This is a genomic window from Mesorhizobium sp. LSHC412B00 (genome assembly GCF_000503035.1).
GTDB lineage: Bacteria > Pseudomonadota > Alphaproteobacteria > Rhizobiales > Rhizobiaceae > Mesorhizobium.
Genome location: NZ_AYWB01000002.1, coordinates 112360 through 128086, shown reverse-complemented (window position 1 = coordinate 128086; position 15727 = coordinate 112360). Strand labels below are relative to the sequence as shown.

General features: G+C 63.2%; 13 protein-coding genes, 1 other RNA gene and 2 pseudogenes. 10 read left to right on the top strand and 6 right to left on the bottom strand.

Annotated features, from left to right (window positions below; all coding sequences use genetic code 11):
• Positions 1-17 precede the first annotated feature (17 nt).
• Positions 18-815, bottom strand: a complete 798-nt coding sequence (locus tag X757_RS159625) for a GH25 family lysozyme (RefSeq protein WP_023688021.1) — start codon at positions 813-815, stop codon at positions 18-20.
• Between the two features lie 283 nt (positions 816-1098).
• Here X757_RS159625 and X757_RS159630 point away from each other — a divergent pair, with 283 nt between their 5' ends.
• On the top strand, positions 1099-2478 hold the full coding sequence (locus X757_RS159630; RefSeq protein ID WP_023725371.1) for a serine hydrolase: 1380 nt from the start codon (positions 1099-1101) through the stop codon (positions 2476-2478).
• Positions 2479-2599: 121 nt separating this feature from the next.
• On the opposite strand, the pseudogene X757_RS159635 reads toward X757_RS159630, so the two are convergent.
• The 3 genes and pseudogenes from X757_RS159635 to X757_RS24300 all read right to left on the bottom strand — a co-directional run.
• Positions 2600-3253: pseudogene (locus X757_RS159635) on the bottom strand (class I SAM-dependent methyltransferase); the annotation flags it as partial.
• Positions 3250-4548, bottom strand: a complete 1299-nt coding sequence (locus X757_RS159640) for a DUF3419 family protein (protein ID WP_031251085.1) — start codon at positions 4546-4548, stop codon at positions 3250-3252. The gene X757_RS159640 and the pseudogene X757_RS159635, both read right to left, overlap by 4 nt.
• A 31-nt stretch (positions 4549-4579) precedes the next feature.
• Positions 4580-8548 carry a hydantoinase B/oxoprolinase family protein gene (locus X757_RS24300; protein ID WP_023725368.1) on the bottom strand — a complete coding sequence of 1323 codons (3969 nt, stop codon included), beginning with the start codon at positions 8546-8548 and terminating at the stop codon, positions 4580-4582.
• 177 nt (positions 8549-8725) lie between these two features.
• On the opposite strand from X757_RS24300, the gene X757_RS159645 reads away from it, so the two are divergent.
• From X757_RS159645 to X757_RS159670, 7 genes are all read left to right on the top strand, one after another.
• On the top strand, positions 8726-8923 hold the full coding sequence (locus tag X757_RS159645; protein ID WP_023668260.1) for a hypothetical protein: 198 nt from the start codon (positions 8726-8728) through the stop codon (positions 8921-8923).
• A 209-nt stretch (positions 8924-9132) separates the two neighbouring features.
• Positions 9133-9852 (top strand): DnaJ family molecular chaperone, encoded by a 720-nt coding sequence (locus X757_RS159650; protein ID WP_023725367.1) that lies wholly within the window; start codon positions 9133-9135, stop codon positions 9850-9852.
• A complete protein-coding gene (locus X757_RS159655) occupies positions 9849-10616 on the top strand; it encodes an N-acetylmuramoyl-L-alanine amidase (RefSeq protein WP_023725366.1) in 768 nt (255 codons plus the stop codon). Before X757_RS159650 ends, X757_RS159655 begins: the two co-directional genes overlap by 4 nt.
• Before the next feature lie 184 nt (positions 10617-10800).
• Positions 10801-11505 (top strand): lytic transglycosylase domain-containing protein, encoded by a 705-nt coding sequence (locus X757_RS159660; protein ID WP_023725365.1) that lies wholly within the window; start codon positions 10801-10803, stop codon positions 11503-11505.
• A gap of 50 nt (positions 11506-11555) precedes the next feature.
• Positions 11556-11953: RNase P RNA component class A (rnpB, locus tag X757_RS1000000165700), an RNA gene on the top strand.
• Positions 11954-12134: 181 nt separating this feature from the next.
• Complete coding sequence (locus X757_RS159665) at positions 12135-12419, top strand: type II toxin-antitoxin system ParD family antitoxin (RefSeq protein ID WP_023668264.1); 285 nt, start codon at positions 12135-12137, stop codon at positions 12417-12419.
• Entirely contained in the window at positions 12416-12709 is a 294-nt protein-coding gene (locus X757_RS159670; RefSeq protein WP_023668265.1) for a type II toxin-antitoxin system RelE/ParE family toxin, read from the top strand. The genes X757_RS159665 and X757_RS159670 overlap by 4 nt, the downstream gene beginning before the upstream one ends.
• 8 nt (positions 12710-12717) lie before the next feature.
• Here X757_RS159670 and X757_RS01000000164540 read toward each other — a convergent pair.
• Together X757_RS01000000164540 and X757_RS1000000168455 are read right to left on the bottom strand one after the other, a co-directional pair.
• A pseudogene (locus X757_RS01000000164540) lies at positions 12718-13834 on the bottom strand (cystathionine gamma-lyase).
• Between the two features lie 110 nt (positions 13835-13944).
• Entirely contained in the window at positions 13945-14238 is a 294-nt protein-coding gene (locus X757_RS1000000168455) for a hypothetical protein (protein ID WP_198024388.1), read from the bottom strand.
• Here X757_RS1000000168455 and mraZ point away from each other — a divergent pair.
• On the top strand, positions 14237-14710 hold the full coding sequence (gene mraZ / locus X757_RS159675; protein WP_023682144.1) for a division/cell wall cluster transcriptional repressor MraZ: 474 nt from the start codon (positions 14237-14239) through the stop codon (positions 14708-14710). The genes X757_RS1000000168455 and mraZ overlap by 2 nt on opposite strands.
• Positions 14707-15723 carry a 16S rRNA (cytosine(1402)-N(4))-methyltransferase RsmH gene (rsmH, locus tag X757_RS159680; protein WP_023712431.1) on the top strand — a complete coding sequence of 339 codons (1017 nt, stop codon included), beginning with the start codon at positions 14707-14709 and terminating at the stop codon, positions 15721-15723. Before mraZ ends, rsmH begins: the two co-directional genes overlap by 4 nt.
• The last annotated feature ends 4 nt before the right edge of the window (positions 15724-15727 follow it).

Genomic DNA, 15727 nt, shown 5'->3' with positions numbered 1-15727 from the left:
AGGCGGCAGAGCCGGTGTCAACGGGTGTTCTGCCGCAGCCACTTTTTCCAGGCTGCCTCAGTGCCGTTGAAGACGTTGATATCGGACTTGCCGGTCATGCCGGGAACGATACCGGTTCCGGTGTATTGCCAGAAGGTGAAAGGGTGGCTGCCGTACTTCTGGCGGGGGTGGCCGGCCACCGAGCGCAGCCAGTAGGGATAGCCGCGGAAGGTCGAAAGGTCGTTATCGTCGAAGAAGTCGACCGAGGTGTAGATGATCGGCTTCTTGCCGTAGTGCCGCTCGATCATCTCGAGAAAGGTGGTCATTTCGGCCCGCACCGTCGCCGAATCCGGGCGCAGCCGGCAGGTCGGCGATTGCGGGTTCCACTCCATGTCGAGCACCGGCGGCATGGCCGAGCGGTCGATGGGCACGTTCTGGATGAACCAGCGCGCCTGGGTGGCGGCAGGCGTGCAGAAATAGAAGAAATGGTAGGCCGCGCGCGGAATGCCATTGGCCTTGGTGCGCGACCAATGCTCGTTGAAATACTCGTCGAAACGGTCGCCGCCCTCGGTCGCCTTGATGAAGGCGAAGGAGATGCCGCTGGCCTTGGCCGTCGGCCAGTCGACCGAGGTCTGGTATTTGGAGACGTCGGTGCCGTGAACGGCATAGTTCCAAGGCGCGCCGCTATCCCATTCATGCGGCTTGGAGTCTTCGAAACGCGGTGCGCGCACGGCAACCGTCGGGCTGCTGGATGGCGACATCGAGGGCACGAGATCGCCGGCGGTCGAGCAGGCGGCCAGCAGCGTCAACGTGATGAGGGCCGCGAAACGGCGCATCGCATTTCCCGAGCCGGAATCAGCCGGTCGCTGTTGGGTTGTCGTTGCAGGTGCCCCTCAGGCGATCGCCCCACAGCATCGCCTGATACGCTATTTTCGTGCATGTCGTTGTTCCAAAACCGCTGCGCACTTTTGGGCGACATGCACCAGTGATCGCCGATCATGGTTGATAACAGGTTGACGGCGCTCGACAAGAACACCGATTTTGCGGAAGCAATGGCGGCAAATCGATGACATAAATCGGGCCGCAAGCCACGGGCAGCGGAAAAGCAGGGACGGAAAGATGCGGATCGCCGTGAAGATCATCAAATGGCTGCTCGGCCTGGTCGTGTTGGCCATAGCCGCCCTGTTTGCCTGGCTCTACGTCGCGCCGCCCGAACTGATCCGCGTCGGTTCCGGCTATTCCGCCAAGATTGTCTGCTCGAATGTTTTTATCGCCGGCCGTGATCCCAATGAGGTGCTGGCCATCGACGTGCAGGCGCCCGGCCATCCGCTTCTCAGGCTGATGAAGGTGTCGGTCGACAAGAACAGGGGGACCGTCTCGGCCGGGCTGCTTGGCTTCCTCGGCAAGAGCGTTGCCGTTGCGCGCGCCGGCCTGGGTTGCGCCTCGGTTCCAGATGGCGACGTCGGCAAGGCACGGCGCACGTCAATCCCTGCCGAGGCGTCGGCGGCCACCAAGGGCGATCTGTGGCCCGAGGGAGATCGAGTCGATGCCTCGCAAAATCCCGAAATCAACAAGATCCTCGACGGTGCGGCGATGACCGGCATCGGCATGCGCGCCGTGGTGGTGGTCAAAAATGGCCGCATTGTTGCGGAGCGTTATGGCGACGGCTTTTCGGCGAAAACGCCGCTGCTGGGCTGGTCGATGACCAAGACAGTCAACGCCGCGCTCGTCGGCACGCTGGTCAAGGACGGCAAGATGGCGGTGACCAATCAGGGCCTGTTCGGCTCATGGAAGGCGGACGGCCGCGCCGCCATCAGCCTTGCCGATATGATGGCGATGTCGAGCGGACTCGAGTTCAACGAGGATTATGGCGACGTTGCCGATGTGACGCGCATGCTCTACCTCGAACCGGATATGGCGGGCTTCGCCGAGGCCAAGCCGCTGACCGGCCACGTCGGCAAGGTCTTTTCCTATTCGAGCGGCACGGCGGTGATGCTGTCGCGGCTGTGGCAGGATGCTATCGGCGACAAGGACAAGGCGCTGATGTGGCCAAGGGCAGCGCTGTTCGGGCCGCTCGGCATGCAAAGCGCGGTGCTCGAAACCGACGAGGAGGGTACCTTTGTCGGCTCATCCTACCTCTATGCCACGGGGCATGACTGGGCGCGGTTCGGCCAATTCCTGCTGCAGGGCGGCGTCTGGAACGGCAACCAGATCCTGCCGGCCGGTTTCGTCGACTGGATGCGCGAACCGGCACCGGCCTCGAAAGTCTACGGCAAGGGGCAACTTTGGATCGAAGCCCCGGGGGACGAAGGAAATCCCGGCGCCGGCGTCGCCGCCGGCCTGCCCAACGATACCTACTGGATGGAGGGCCATGACGGCCAGACGGTCGCCATCATCCCGTCGGAGCAACTGGTGGTGGTGCGGCTGGGGTTGACGCCGGCCAAGCTCGGCTACCGGCCGCAGGTGATGGTCGGCGCACTGGTGAAGACGCTGCATTAGCTCCCTTTACCCTCCCCTTGATGGGGAGGGTCGGCGCGCAGCGCCGGGGTGGGGTGCCTAGCGTTTCANCCCGCGCCTTCGGCGCGACCTCCCCCATCGAGGGGGAGGTGAGGTCGTGCGACTCGATCACCGCCAGCCAGGCATAGCCGCGATAAAGCGTGCGGAAACGGAAGCTTGCGCCGGTTCGCCGAGATTCCGATTCCAGGACTTCACGCAGAGATTCACGTGGCGCGACGTGGAATTTTTTGAGCCAGCCGCGCAGCAATGTCCGGAACCAGTTGGGCAAGCCTTCCTGCTGGCCGAAATCGACGACATGCAGCGAGCCGCCGGGTGCGAGTGCCGCAAGGGCTGCTGAAACCGTCTTTTCCCAGCCGGGGATCATCGACAGCGAATAGGACACGAAGATGCGGTCGAAGCGCTCGATGCCGAACAGCGTCTTGGCGTCGAAATCGGTGGCGTCGCCGCGCGCCAGCACGACGCGGCCGGACAGGCCGTCGCGGCCGATCGCCTTGCCGGCGGTCTCCAGCATCTCGGCCGAGATGTCGAGGCCGTAGAGGCGGGCGTCGGGATAGCGGCGGGCGGCAAGCGCGATGTTGCGGCCGGTGCCGCAGCCAAGTTCGAGCACTCTGCCATTCGCCGGCACATCCAGCCCGGATATCATCTGGTCGCGGCCGAGCAGGTAATATTTGCGAGTCAGGTCGTAGATGTGGCGCTGCCAGCGATAGACGCCGTCCATCAGTTCGGCATGGTCGGCCGGCAGCTCGCTCGCGCTCATGCCGCGCGCTTCACATAGAGGTGGAAGCCGCCATAGATGGCCGAGCGGTCGCGGGCCGAACAGTCGCGCGAGGCCTCGTCCTCGTAGGTCCACTGGTCGAGCAGCGAGATCGAGACGCGGCCCGGCAGCAGGCTGGGCTCGGCGGCGGTACGGAAGATGACTCGGGCGCCGACCGAGGCGGTGCGGGTGATCTCCGACCAAAGGGCATTGAGCTGGTCGTTCGTCATCCAGTCCTGCGCGTCGAGCAGGACGAAACGGTCGACGGTGCCTGCGTCCTTGCCGGCCAGAAATTCGATCAGATTGGCGTGGTGGATGCCGACGCGATCGACATTGTTGCGGATCGCCTTGTAGTTGGCCTCTTCTAGATAGGCGGGCAGGGCGGCCTCACCCGGATTGGGATAGCGACGGGCGAAGGCTTGCCAAGCGAAGTAGTTGTTCTTCAGCGGAAAATCGCAAGCGAGCTTTTCCAGCCGGGCCTTCAGCACGCTGGCCATCGAACCATCGCCCGAGGTGATCAGCGAATCGTACTGCGCCGGCGGAATGCCGAGGCCGAACAGCGAAGCCTTGCGCGAGGTAGCCCAGCGCAACAGCTTCTTGTCGAAGACCGGCGCCAGCTCTTCGTTGAAGAAGCGGCGCTGGTCGGCGAGGCTCTTCGACGCCATGATACCGGCGGGATCGACGCCGAAGAATTTGGCGATGCGGTGGCCCATGGCGATGAACAGGCCGAGCAGGCCGGTCTGGTAGAAATTGCGGTCGAAGACGGTGATGCGCCGGCGGCCGCGCCAGCTGCGACGCTCCCAATAGTGGCGGCTGACCGGGTCGAGATGCGGCGCGATGAAGCGGTCATAGGCTTGCGAATTGTGGTTGGTGTCGGCGGCGCCGAAGAAACGGAACAGATCGCCCTGCGAGGGCAGATGCCGCACCGCCTCCAGCTTCATCCGGTTCAAGGCGATGTGGGCGGCGTTGAGGTCGACCGCATCGACGCGTTCAGGCGAGCGGGTGAGGTAGGCGAGGATGTTGCAGCCGCCCGACGCTATGGTGACGAGGCGGTGGCCCTGGCCAAGCTGCATGGCCTCCATGTCGACTTCAGGGTCTTCCCAGATCTGCGGATAGACAAGGCCGGAAAACAGCAGCGCAAACAGTCGTTCGGAAAGGCCGGCCTGCGAAAGCGGGCGGTTCTGGTAGACGGCTTTTCCAACTTCCTTGCCGCGGCGAAAAACGAGATCCGAGGAGACGTCCGTCATGGCAAAGTGATTCCCCATTTGCTTTGCCGCAAGCGGGTAACTCAGGGGCATGACAGGCGGGTGACAGCCTGTTGACGCGAGTTCAGGCCTTGCCAAACCCGCCCGGCGTCGGCGTCGTCAGGATGACGGCGTCGCCGGCGTCGAGCACGGTCTGGTCGCAGGCCTTCAGCGTCTCGACGCTGCCGTCCTGGCGGCGGACCTTGGTCGAGCCGACCTCGCCGTCACCGCCGCCATCAAGGCCTTGCGGCGGGCGGTTGCGGTGCGAGGACAGGATGGCGCATTCCATCTTTTCGAGGAAACGGATCGTCCGCCTGGTGCCGTCACCGGCATCCCATTTGCCTTTGCCGCCGGAGCCTTCGCGAATGTGAAAATCCTCGAGCAGCACGGGAAAGCGCAATTCCAGCACCTCCGGGTCGGTCAGGCGCGAATTGGTCATGTGGGTGTGGACGCCGGATGTGCCGGCAAAGCCGCGGCCGGAGTTCATCCGGCCTGCCGGCGAACCGGAGCAGATGGTCTCGTAATACTGGTACTGCTTGTTGCCGAAGGTCAGGTTGTTCATCGTCCCTTGCGCATTGGCCATGGCACCCATGGCGCCGAACAGGGCGTTGGTGACATGCTGCGAGGTCTCGACATTGCCGGCGACGACCGCGGCGGGGTAGGCGGGCTTCAGCATCGAGCCGTCGGGGATGATGATGTTGATCGGCCGCAGGCAGCCGGCATTCATCGGGATCATGTCCTCGACCATGACACGGAAGGCGTAGAGCACGGCTGCGCGGGCGACGGGCTCGGGCGCATTGAAATTGTTCTTCTCGACCTTCGAGGTGCCGGTGAAGTCCACGGTCGCCTCGCGCTTTTGCCGATCGACGGTAATCTTCACCTTGATCACCTGGCCGGTGTCGGTCGGGTATTCGTACTCAGAACTATCGGGCAGCCGCTCCAGCACGCGGCGCACGCTTTCGGCAGCGTTGTCCTGGACATGGCCCATATAGGCTTCGACGACGTCGAGGCCGAAATGTGTGACCATCTTGCGCAATTCCGCCACGCCCTTTTCGTTCGCGGCGATCTGCGCCTTGAGGTCGGCGATGTTCTGGTGCGGGTTGCGGGCGGGGTAGGGGTGGTCGGTGAGCAGCGTTTGCAACTCCGTCTCGCGGAATTTTCCACGATCGACAACGCGGAAATTGTCGAACAGCACGCCTTCCTCGTCGACCGTGGTGGCAAGCGGCGTCATCGAGCCGGGGGCAGTGCCGCCGATATCGGCATGATGGCCGCGTGAGGCTACGTAGAAGATTACTTCCTCCCCCCTTGAGGGGGAGGTGGCGGCGGAGCCGCCGGAGGGGGTCGTTGCGGCAGTGCTCGACGCTCTTGTGGTGCCTTCTGAGAGAACCCCACCCGGCCGCTGCGCGGCCACCCTCCCCTCGAGGGGGAGGGAAAACACCGGCGTCACCACGGTGATATCAGGCAAATGCGTGCCGCCATTGTAAGGGGCGTTCAGCGCAAAGACGTCGCCGGGATGGATGTCGCCGGAGTTCAGCCTGATGACGGTTTCGACCGAGCGGTCCATGGAGCCGAGATGCACCGGCATGTGCGGCGCGTTGGCGACCAGCGCGCCATGGCGGTCGAAGACGGCGCAGGAAAAGTCCAGCCTTTCCTTGATGTTGACGGAATAGGCGGTGTTCTGCAGGGTGACGCCCATCTGCTCGGCGATCGACATGAAGAGGTTGTTGAAGACCTCCAGCATCACCGGATCGGCTTCGGTGCCGAGGGCAGCCGTGCGCACTTTCCGTTCCGTGCGGCGGATGACGACGTGATTGACATCAGTGATTTCGGCCTGCCAGCCCGGCTCGACGACGATGGNGACGATGGTCTGGTTCGGCTCGATGATCAAAGCGGGGCCCGGGACCAGATTGGATGGGCGCAGGTTTTCGCGGCGATGGATGCCGGCTTCATGCCAACGTCCCTCGGTATAGATGCGCCGCGTTCCGGACGCACCGGCTTCAACCCTTGCCGGTCCGGCGGGCGCAACGGCTTCGGCCGTGGTCTCGACGATCTCGGCGCCTTCCACGCCAACGGTCTCGACGATCATCGGCTTGTCGTCATAGACGAACCCGAACTGCGCCTTGTGGGCCACTTCGAAATCGCGCCTGGCCTGGAAGATCGAGTCGCCTTCGAAATTCACCGGCAGCGTGGTGTCCGTGCCGTCATAGCGGATGTGCAGCACCGGCTTTGCCGCAATCTTGTCCTCGGCGATGCCTTGCGCTGCCAATTCGGCGATGACGGCTTTTTTCAACGTGCCGATGAGGCTGCCGATCTCGGTCCTGGATTCTTCGGCAAGCGGCTTCAGGAGTGCCTGCTGGCGTGACGCGAAAACCGACGACAGGCCGATACCATAGGCTGAGAGCAGACCGGAAAAGGGGTGGATCAGTACCGCCTCCATCCCGAGCGCGTCGGCAACCAGGCAGGCATGCTGGCCGCCAGCGCCGCCAAAACAGTTCAAGAGATATTCGGTGACATCGTAGCCGCGCTGCACGGAGATCTTCTTGATGGCATTGGCCATGTTTTCCACCGCGATGGTAACGAACCCTTCGGCGACGGCTTCCGGCGTGCGGCCATCGCCGATTTCGGCGGCGAGCGCCGCGAATTTTTTATGCACGGCGGCGACGTCCAGCGGCTGGTCCTGGCCTGGGCCGAAAATTGCCGGGAAGAAATCGGGCTGCAGCTTGCCCAGCATGACATTGGCGTCGGTGACGGCAAGCGGGCCGCCGCGCCGGTAGGCGGCGGGGCCGGGATTGGCGCCGGCGGAATCCGGCCCGGCGCGGAAGCGGCCGGCTTCGTAATGCAGGATCGAGCCGCCGCCGGCAGCGACGGTATGGATGCGCATCATCGGCGCACGGATGCGCACGCCGGCAACCTCGGTGTCGAAAGCGCGCTCATACTCGCCGTCAAAATGGGCGACATCGGTGGAGGTGCCGCCCATGTCGAAGCCGATGACTTTCTCGAAACCGGCGAGTTTCGCCGTTTCGACCATGCCGACGACACCGCCGGCCGGGCCGGACAGCAGCGCGTCCTTGCCCTGAAACATGTCGGCGGCGGTGAGCCCGCCCGACGACATCATGAACATCAGGCGAGGGTTTTCCCTCCCCCTCGAGGGGAGGGTGCCGGCGGAGCCGCCGGGTGGGGTTGGATCGACCGGGCTCAGCGCATTGGCGGTGCCTTCCGAGAGGACCCCCTCTGTCGGCTTTGCCGACTGCCCTTCGCTATGGCTCCGGGCGTTCGTCGCTGAAAAAGCCAAATCGTTGGCTTTTTCTCGGCCTTTGGCCGACCGCTCCTCACCCCCCACAAGTGGGGAGATTGGCGTCGCGCCCAGTTCTCCCGCCACCCTTTGCACATAGCGCGACAGGATCGGCGACAGATAGGCATCGACCACGGTGGTGTCGCCGCGGCCGACCAGCTTGATCAGCGGCGAGACCTCATGGCTGACCGAGACTTGGCTGAACCCGATCTTGCGGCAGACTTTCGCCACCGCCTTCTCGTGGTCGGGATATTTCCAGGCATGCATGAAGACGATGGCCACCGCATCGATGCCGTCAGCCTTCGCCTGTTCGATGGCGGGGCGGCAGGCGGTGATGTCGAGCAAGCGCTCGACCTCGCCATTGGCGCGCACGCGTTCGTCGATCTCGATGACCCGCTCGTAGAGCTGTTCCGGAAGGATGATCTCCTTGGCGAAGATGTCCGGCCGGGCCTGATAGGCGATTTTCAGCGCATCGCGAAAGCCCTTGGTGATGAGCAAAAGCACACGGTCGCCCTTGCGCTCCAGCAGCGCATTCGTGGCAACGGTGGTACCCATCTTGACGTCACCGACCAGGCCCGGAGGAATAGCGGTGCCGGATTTCAGCCCCAGAAGCTCGCGGATGCCGGCTATGGCCGCGTCGGGATAGGCTTCGGGATTTTCCGACAGGAATTTCCTGGGATGCAAACCCCCTTGCGGATCACGTCCGATCACGTCGGTGAAGGTGCCGCCGCGGTCGATCCAAAAATCCCATTTCTTGTCCACGCAGAACTCCGGCATTGCATTTGGGTCCAGACTGTTAGTTCGGCATCGCCCGGCCCGCAATCGATAGTGCGCGGATGTTACATCAGGAAACGCAACGTTACGAAACTCATGGCCGTTTGATGCATTTTGCCTCCGACCGTTCACCGCAACGTGAGCGTGTGTTGAAGGAGAGATGTCATGAAAAAGCTCATTCTTGCTTCCGTTTCCGCCCTGGCCCTGTTCGGCGTTGCCGCCTGCAGCGACAGCGGTACGGATAACACCACCACCCAGAGCACCAATCCGCCAGCCGCCGAGCCCATGAAGCCGGCGACGCCGGATGCACCGAAGCCTGCAGAACCGGCTCCGGCAACACCTGCTCCTGCCCCCGCGCAGTAGCAGCAGTCTCGGTCACTTTGACGTGACGAGAGAGGAGGCCGGCTTCGCGCCGGCCTTCCTGCGTTTAGGTCGATTCGGGGCTCAAGGGCCTTGAACCGGCTCTTTCCTACGGTTTGGGATCTGGCGCGTCGGTTGCTTGCGTAAATTCGATCCACTCTGCGGCGCTGTCTTGGCTTGATAGCAATGGCCGGCGGCCCTAATAAGCGCTCATGTCGATTTGGGATCGCCTCGGCGACTTCATCACCCGCGTTTCATCTTCAGCCACGTCCGGCGTAGCCGATGTGGTCGAGGCCGTGCGCACGGTTTTCTCCGGTGACGCTGATCTGCGCCGGCGTGTCGCCTTCTCTGTGGCGATGATTGCGCTGTCAGCCAAGATGGCCAAGGCCGATGGCATCGTCACCCAGGACGAGGTTCGCGCGTTCCAGGAAATATTCGAGGTGCCGCGAGAACAGACCCGCAATGTGGCGCGGCTTTACGATCTGGCCAAGCGCGACGTCGCCGGGTTCGAGACCTATGCCGAGAGTATGGCGCAGATGTGCGGCTCGGGCCATTCGAACTGCGTCATGCTGGAAGACATACTCGACGGTCTGTTCCATATCGCCAAGGCGGATGGGCTGGTGCATGAGCGCGAAGGCGTTTTCCTGCACCGTATTGCCGAGATTTTTCGCATCGACGAGGTGCACTACGAGGCCATCATGGCCAGGCACGTCAATCTCGGCGCCGGCGATCCCTATATCGTGCTCGGCATTGAGCGCGGCAAACCGTTCGAGGAGGTCAGGAAGCGGTACCGCAAGCTGGTCTCCGACAATCATCCGGACCGGCTGATCGCGCGCGGCCTGCCGCAGGAATTCATCAAGATTGCAACGACCAGGGTCGCGGCGATCAACGCGGCCTATGAAATGATCGAGCGGGGCCTCAGGCACGCATGAGCGGCTTCCCGCCCGACGAGCCAAGCGCGGAGGTCAGGGTATCGCCGAATTTCGGCCCGCGGCGCGAAACGCTCAGGCCCGACATGATCGTGCTGCACTATACCGGCATGGCGACGGGTGCTGCCGCGGAAGCCTGGTTATGCGACCCCGCAAGCGAAGTCTCGTCGCACTACCTCGTCCATGAGGATGGCCGCATTATCCAGATGGTGCGCGAAAGCGACCGCGCCTGGCACGCCGGTGCAAGTTCCTGGTTCGGGCGTCGCGACATCAACTCCTGTTCGGTCGGCATCGAAATCGTCAATCCCGGCCATTCGCTCGGCTATTCGGCCTTTCCCAAGCGGCAGGTGGAAGCGGTGATCGGGCTTTGCCTTGGTGTCATCGAACGCCATTCCATTACGGCGCAAAGGGTGCTTGCCCATTCCGACATCGCGCCGGGGCGCAAGATCGACCCGGGCGAGAAATTCCCCTGGAAGGCGCTGTTTGCGGCCGGGGTCGGCCATCTCGTGCCTGCGGCGCCGGTCCGGCGCGGCGCGGTGCTGAAAGCCGGCGATACCGGCGCCGAGGTCGAGGCACTGCAGTCGATGCTGGCGCTCTATGGCTATGGCGTCGAGATATCAGGTGTCTTCGACCGCCAGACCGAAATCGTCGTCGAAGCTTTTCAACGGCATTTCCGACCACGCCTGGTGGATGGCGTCGCCGACGGCTCTACGTCTAGCACGCTGCAAAGCCTGCTGACTTCCCTTAGGTCAGTTGCGTCTAAATAATCTTTTCCTGATATTCAAGTTACAGCCTGTCACTGAAAGTGAATTGCCTCGCCTTGTTCGACACAAATTCCGCCCTCAAAGGCAGTTCGTGCAAGTTATCGGACCTCCAGCCCCCCGGATGCTCCGATATTGATTAGGCGTTGCTGCGTGAAGATCTTCGCGCGGCCAAACAGAACGGGACCACATGCAGAAATTGACCGTTGTAACGGCAGCTATTGCTGCCGGCGTAATGACTTTTACCTTCAGCACGGCCGATGCCGCACCACTGAGCCAGAGGGCAGACCAGGGCTTGATCGCCGCACCCGCCAAGGCCACCATGACGAAAGCAAACCCGAAAGCAAAAAGAGCAACCACCGCGAATGTGCGCAAAGCAGCCGTGGTGAAGGCCAGAAAAGCCACGGCCAAGAGGCATTTTAAGCGCAACAGGAAGAGCGTCGACCTGACGACGACCGCATCGATCCGCCCAAGCACCGCTGCGGAGTCGACTGCGGCAGCCGCGCTTGGCGGCCAGTATTCGGCAATCATTGCCCGCTATGCTGCGGCCGAAGGCGTGCCGGTGTCGCTGGCCCAGGCGGTCATCAAGATCGAGAGCAACTACCGGCCGAACATCGTCGGCAGCGCGGGTGAAATCGGCCTGATGCAGATCAAGCCGGCAACGGCGCGGATGATGGGGTATAGCGGCTCCGCCAAGGGTCTGTTCGATCCCGACACCAACATCAAATACGGCATGAAGTACCTTGCCATGGCGCGCAATCTCGGCGGCGGCACCACCTGCGGCACGATCCTGAAATACAATGCCGGCCATGCCGCGACGAGGATGAACCCGGTGTCGGCGGCCTATTGCGGCAAGGTCAAGGTGCAGTTGGCGGCATTGGGATCGCCGGCATAAGTCTGCTTTTTCATTTGCGTTTTGGAACGTGAACCCCTTTATACGCTCTGCCAGCTGGCCGGGCGGCCGCACCCGCAAAGCCGAAAGGCTGCGGGTGAGGAAAGTCCGGGCTCCATGGAAACACGGTGCCGGTTAATGGCCGGCGGGGGCGACCCCAGGGAAAGTGCCACAGAAAGCAAACCGCCACGATTTATCGGGGCAAGGGTGAAAGGGTGGGGTAAGAGCCCACCGCGCGACTGGCAACAGGAGCGGCACGGTAAACCCCACCGGGAGCAAGACCGAATAGGGACGGTGCGAGGGGAAACCTTCGAGGGCTGTTTCCGGCTCACCGTCCGGGTAGGTTGCGTGAGGCGCATGGCAACATGCGCCCAAGATGAATGGCCGCCACGTTCTCGCCCCGAAAGGGGCGAGGGCCATACAAAACCCGGCTTACAGGCCAGCTGGCAATTTTCTCCCCCATATCGCGATTAATCCTTTGGATCAGCAGTCTGCGCCTTCGGGCGCAGCTGGCGATTCAGGTGCTTGAGCGATTGAATCAAGTACGCATGCTGGGGTCGAGACAAACGCATCCTTGAAGCTGGTACGATTTAATCGTACCATGATTGTCATGGTTTGATCAGGAGCGCATCATGGGTCACGTCGACAAACGCAGCATCACGCTTTCGCCGGAACTGGCGGCGGCGGTCGACGATGTCGTGGCCGCCGGCGAATATGCCTCGGCCAGCGAAGTCATCCGTGATGCGCTGCGGCAATGGAAAGACCGCCGCGATCTTCTCGGCTACACGGTCGAGGAATTGCGCAGGCTGGTTCAGGAGGGGATCGACAGCGGACCGGCGGTGGACGGCCAGCCCTTCATGGACCGGCTGCGAGCCAAATATCACAGGATGTCGGAAGCTGCAGGCTCGGAAGAGTGAAATATCGGCTGCTTCCTCAGGCGATATCAGATGTCGAAGGCATCGGTGACTACATTGCGGAACATAGCCCAAAGGGAGCCATGCGCCTTGTGGACGCTTTGGAGAGGCGCTGGACACTGCTCACCTTGCACCCGTTCTCAGGTGCGCCGCGCGATGATATCGCGCCCGGCATTCGTCATCTGATCGTCGGCGAATATGTCACTCTGTATCGCATGGGCGAAGACGCGATCGAGATCGTCCGCGTTTTGCACGGCAGGCGCGATATTGGCGCCGACGACTTGGTGACCTAACCGCCAGCTCAGATGCCGATCTTGTCCAGCGATGCCTCGATCGCCTGCCAGAGTTCTTCCACCGGCTCGCAGCCCACCGACAGGCGCACGAAGCCGGGCGGAACCGAATCTCCTCGCTTGGCCCGCCGCTCGGCGGAGGTGTGGACACCCCCGAACGACGTTGCCGCCTGCATCAGCGTGCAGTTGTTGATGAAATCCTCGGCCTTCTCCTGGGAAGCGAGTTCGAAGGACACGAGGAAGCCGAAGCGCTCCATCTGCGCCCGGGCGAGGTTGTGCAACGGGTCGCCCTCCAGCCCCGGGGTAGCGCAAGCCGCTAACGGCGCGATGGTTTTTCAGGCGCTTCGCGATCACCTCGGCAGAAGAACACATGCGGTCGAAGCGTACCTCCAGCGTCTCCAGGCCGCGATGCACCAGCCAAGCCTCGAACGGGCCGGGAATGCCGCCCGCGGTCTCGCGCCAGCCGGTGACGTCCGCGATGATGTCTGGATTGCGGCTGGCGACATGGCCGAACAGCACGTCGGAATGCCCGTTGGCCGCCTTGGTGTCGGCAGCAACGACGATGTCGGCGCCGAGATCGAGCGGGCGCTGGCCGAACGGCGTCATCGTGGTGTTGTCGACGACGACGATCGCGCCCGCTTGGTGCGCGGCCTCGGCGACCGCTGTGATGTCGCAAATGTCCAATCGCGGATTTGACGGGGTTTCAACGTAGACAAGGCGGTAGCCGTCGAAGCCGCCGTCGAGGAATGTAGCTGTCGGCCGCAGATCATAGGCGACGCCGAAGGGCTTGAGGAAACGTTCGGCCAGCGCGCGTGTGGCATGGTAGCCGTCCGAAGGCAAAAGCACGCGGTCGCCGGATTTCAACAGGCCGAAAAACACCGCCGAGATTGCCGCCATTCCTGAGGGGAAGCCGACGCATGGCGCGTCTTCGAGATGCGCCAGCATGTGCTCGACTGCATCCCAGGTGGCGTTGCTGTAACGGCCGTACTGACTGTAGCCGGCGCCGTCGCCCGGGTTGTGGAAAATAGCGGCCATGGTCAGCGGCAATGGGATGGGGTCGCCTTTGGCAAGTCCGTCGCGACGCAGATGGGCAAGGGAGGCCGCGCGGGACCTGGCTGTTTCGGACATGGATTTCTGACCTTGTTGCTCAGCGAAAAGACTGACGACGCTATTCGCGGCAGTGATGCGCGGCAAGCCGCTTCCGCTTGGGCCAGCCCGCTCTAAACGGTTCGTTAGGCTTAATGGGAGATAAAGACGGGAGTGTTGTCAGAGCTGCTCTCACCGGTTGTGGCGCGCGCGTTTGTGAAGCCTGTTCCCGTTGACGCCCATTGTGCCCCATGATATCCCATTTCGATACCAAAGCCTTCGTTCCGCGTCAGGGTAAAGCGTACGCCAATCGGGCAGCCGCGGCGGCTGTGCGTTTGCGGCGTTTTGCCGCTGGGATCGAAGCGGATTTTCGGCAGGGGACGCGCTTCGGCGCGGACGAAAACATGGAGAGGGGTGCGGCGGCGGAAGCGGCTGCAGCGTGTCATGGACCGGTTTCTGTCAAGCGCGGTGAACAGGATCGATGCGAAGGGGCGGGTCTCCGTTCCGGCGCATTTCCGCGCGGTCGTGCAGAAGCGCGGCTATTCGGAACTCTATGCGCTGCGCGGCCTGGACGTGCCTGCGATGGATGTCGGCGGGCTCGATCTGCTCGACCGCTACGAGCAGCGCATCGCGCTGGAAGACCCTTTTTTGCAGACGGCGGACGATATGTCGTTCTTCTGCCATGGCGACGGGACGTTCCTGAAGCTCGATCAGGATGGCCGCATCACGATGAGCGATTTCATCCGCGAGCATACGGGCATCACGAGCGAAGTGGCCTTTGTCGGCCGTGGCAATTTCTTTCAAGTTTGGGAGCCTGGACGGCTGGCCGCCTATGGGGCGCAGGCGCGCGCTCGGCTTTTGCAGCTTCGGCAGGGGACGAAGGCTCACGAGGCCAAGGCTGGGGAGCGGCCGGAATGATGGCGGATCACGGCGATGATCTCAGCGCCGTTGGCGGACCGGTCCGCCACATTCCGGTCCTCCTCGCCGAAGTGCTGGAGGCGCTCTCACCCAAAGCCGGCGATGTGATCGTCGACGGCACGTTTGGCGCCGGCGGCTACACCAAGGCGATCTTGGCGAGCGGCGCCTCGGTGGTGGCGATCGATCGCGATCCCGATGCGATTGCCGCCGGGCGCGGCCTGGAACAGCAATCCGGCGGCAGGCTAAGGCTGGTGCAGGCGCCATTTTCGACGCTGGACGAGCAGGTCGAAAGCGCCGACGGCGTTGTCCTCGACATCGGCATTTCCTCCATGCAGGTCGACCAGCCCGAGCGCGGCTTTTCGTTCCGCACCGACGGGCCGCTCGACATGCGCATGGCGCAGGCGGGCTTGAGTGCTGCCGACGTCGTCAATTCGTTCAAGATAGGCGACCTTGCCCGCATCTTCGGCTTCCTCGGCGAAGAGCGGAATGCCGGCCGCATTGCCCGCATGATCGAGTCACGCCGCGAAAAACGTCCGTTCGAGCGCACGCTCGATCTCGCCGACGCCATCGAAACGCATATCGGCCGCGCGCCGAAGGACAAGATTCATCCGGCCACCCGCGTCTTCCAGGCGCTGCGCATTTTCGTCAATGACGAGCTGGGCGAATTGGCCAAAGCCCTAATGGCATCCGAGCGGGTATTGAAGCCCGGCGGGCGGCTTGCGGTGGTGACGTTCCATTCGCTGGAAGACCGCATCGTCAAGCGCTTCATCGCCGACCGCGCCGACGTCGCCACCGGCTCACGTCATTTGCCCGAGGCGCACGCGCGCGCTGCGACCTTCCGCAAGGCTGGTGGCGGCGTGACGGCAGGCGATGCCGAGGTCGCTGCCAATCCGCGGGCGCGCTCGGCCAGGCTGCGTACCGCCATCCGCACCGAGGCGCCGGCGCGCGCCGGTGATCTCACCATTTTTGGCCTTCCAAAGCTTCCCGGCATCCAGGCGCCGCGAGAGAGGTGAATAC

Bases quoted from the DNA above. Each gene is read 5' to 3' on its own strand.
- X757_RS159625 (WP_023688021.1), bottom strand. From the start codon at position 815: ATGCGCCGTTTCGCGGCCCTCATCACGTTGACGCTGCTGGCCGCCTGC.
- X757_RS159630 (WP_023725371.1), top strand. From the start codon at position 1,099: ATGCGGATCGCCGTGAAGATCATCAAATGGCTGCTCGGCCTGGTCGTG.
- X757_RS159640 (WP_031251085.1), bottom strand. From the start codon at position 4,548: ATGCCCCTGAGTTACCCGCTTGCGGCAAAGCAAATGGGGAATCACTTT.
- X757_RS159645 (WP_023668260.1), top strand. From the start codon at position 8,726: ATGAAAAAGCTCATTCTTGCTTCCGTTTCCGCCCTGGCCCTGTTCGGC.
- X757_RS159650 (WP_023725367.1), top strand. From the start codon at position 9,133: ATGTCGATTTGGGATCGCCTCGGCGACTTCATCACCCGCGTTTCATCT.
- X757_RS159655 (WP_023725366.1), top strand. From the start codon at position 9,849: ATGAGCGGCTTCCCGCCCGACGAGCCAAGCGCGGAGGTCAGGGTATCG.
- X757_RS159660 (WP_023725365.1), top strand. From the start codon at position 10,801: ATGCAGAAATTGACCGTTGTAACGGCAGCTATTGCTGCCGGCGTAATG.
- X757_RS159665 (WP_023668264.1), top strand. From the start codon at position 12,135: ATGGGTCACGTCGACAAACGCAGCATCACGCTTTCGCCGGAACTGGCG.
- mraZ (WP_023682144.1), top strand. From the start codon at position 14,237: ATGGACCGGTTTCTGTCAAGCGCGGTGAACAGGATCGATGCGAAGGGG.
- X757_RS1000000168455 (WP_198024388.1), bottom strand. From the start codon at position 14,238: ATGACACGCTGCAGCCGCTTCCGCCGCCGCACCCCTCTCCATGTTTTC.
- rsmH (WP_023712431.1), top strand. From the start codon at position 14,707: ATGATGGCGGATCACGGCGATGATCTCAGCGCCGTTGGCGGACCGGTC.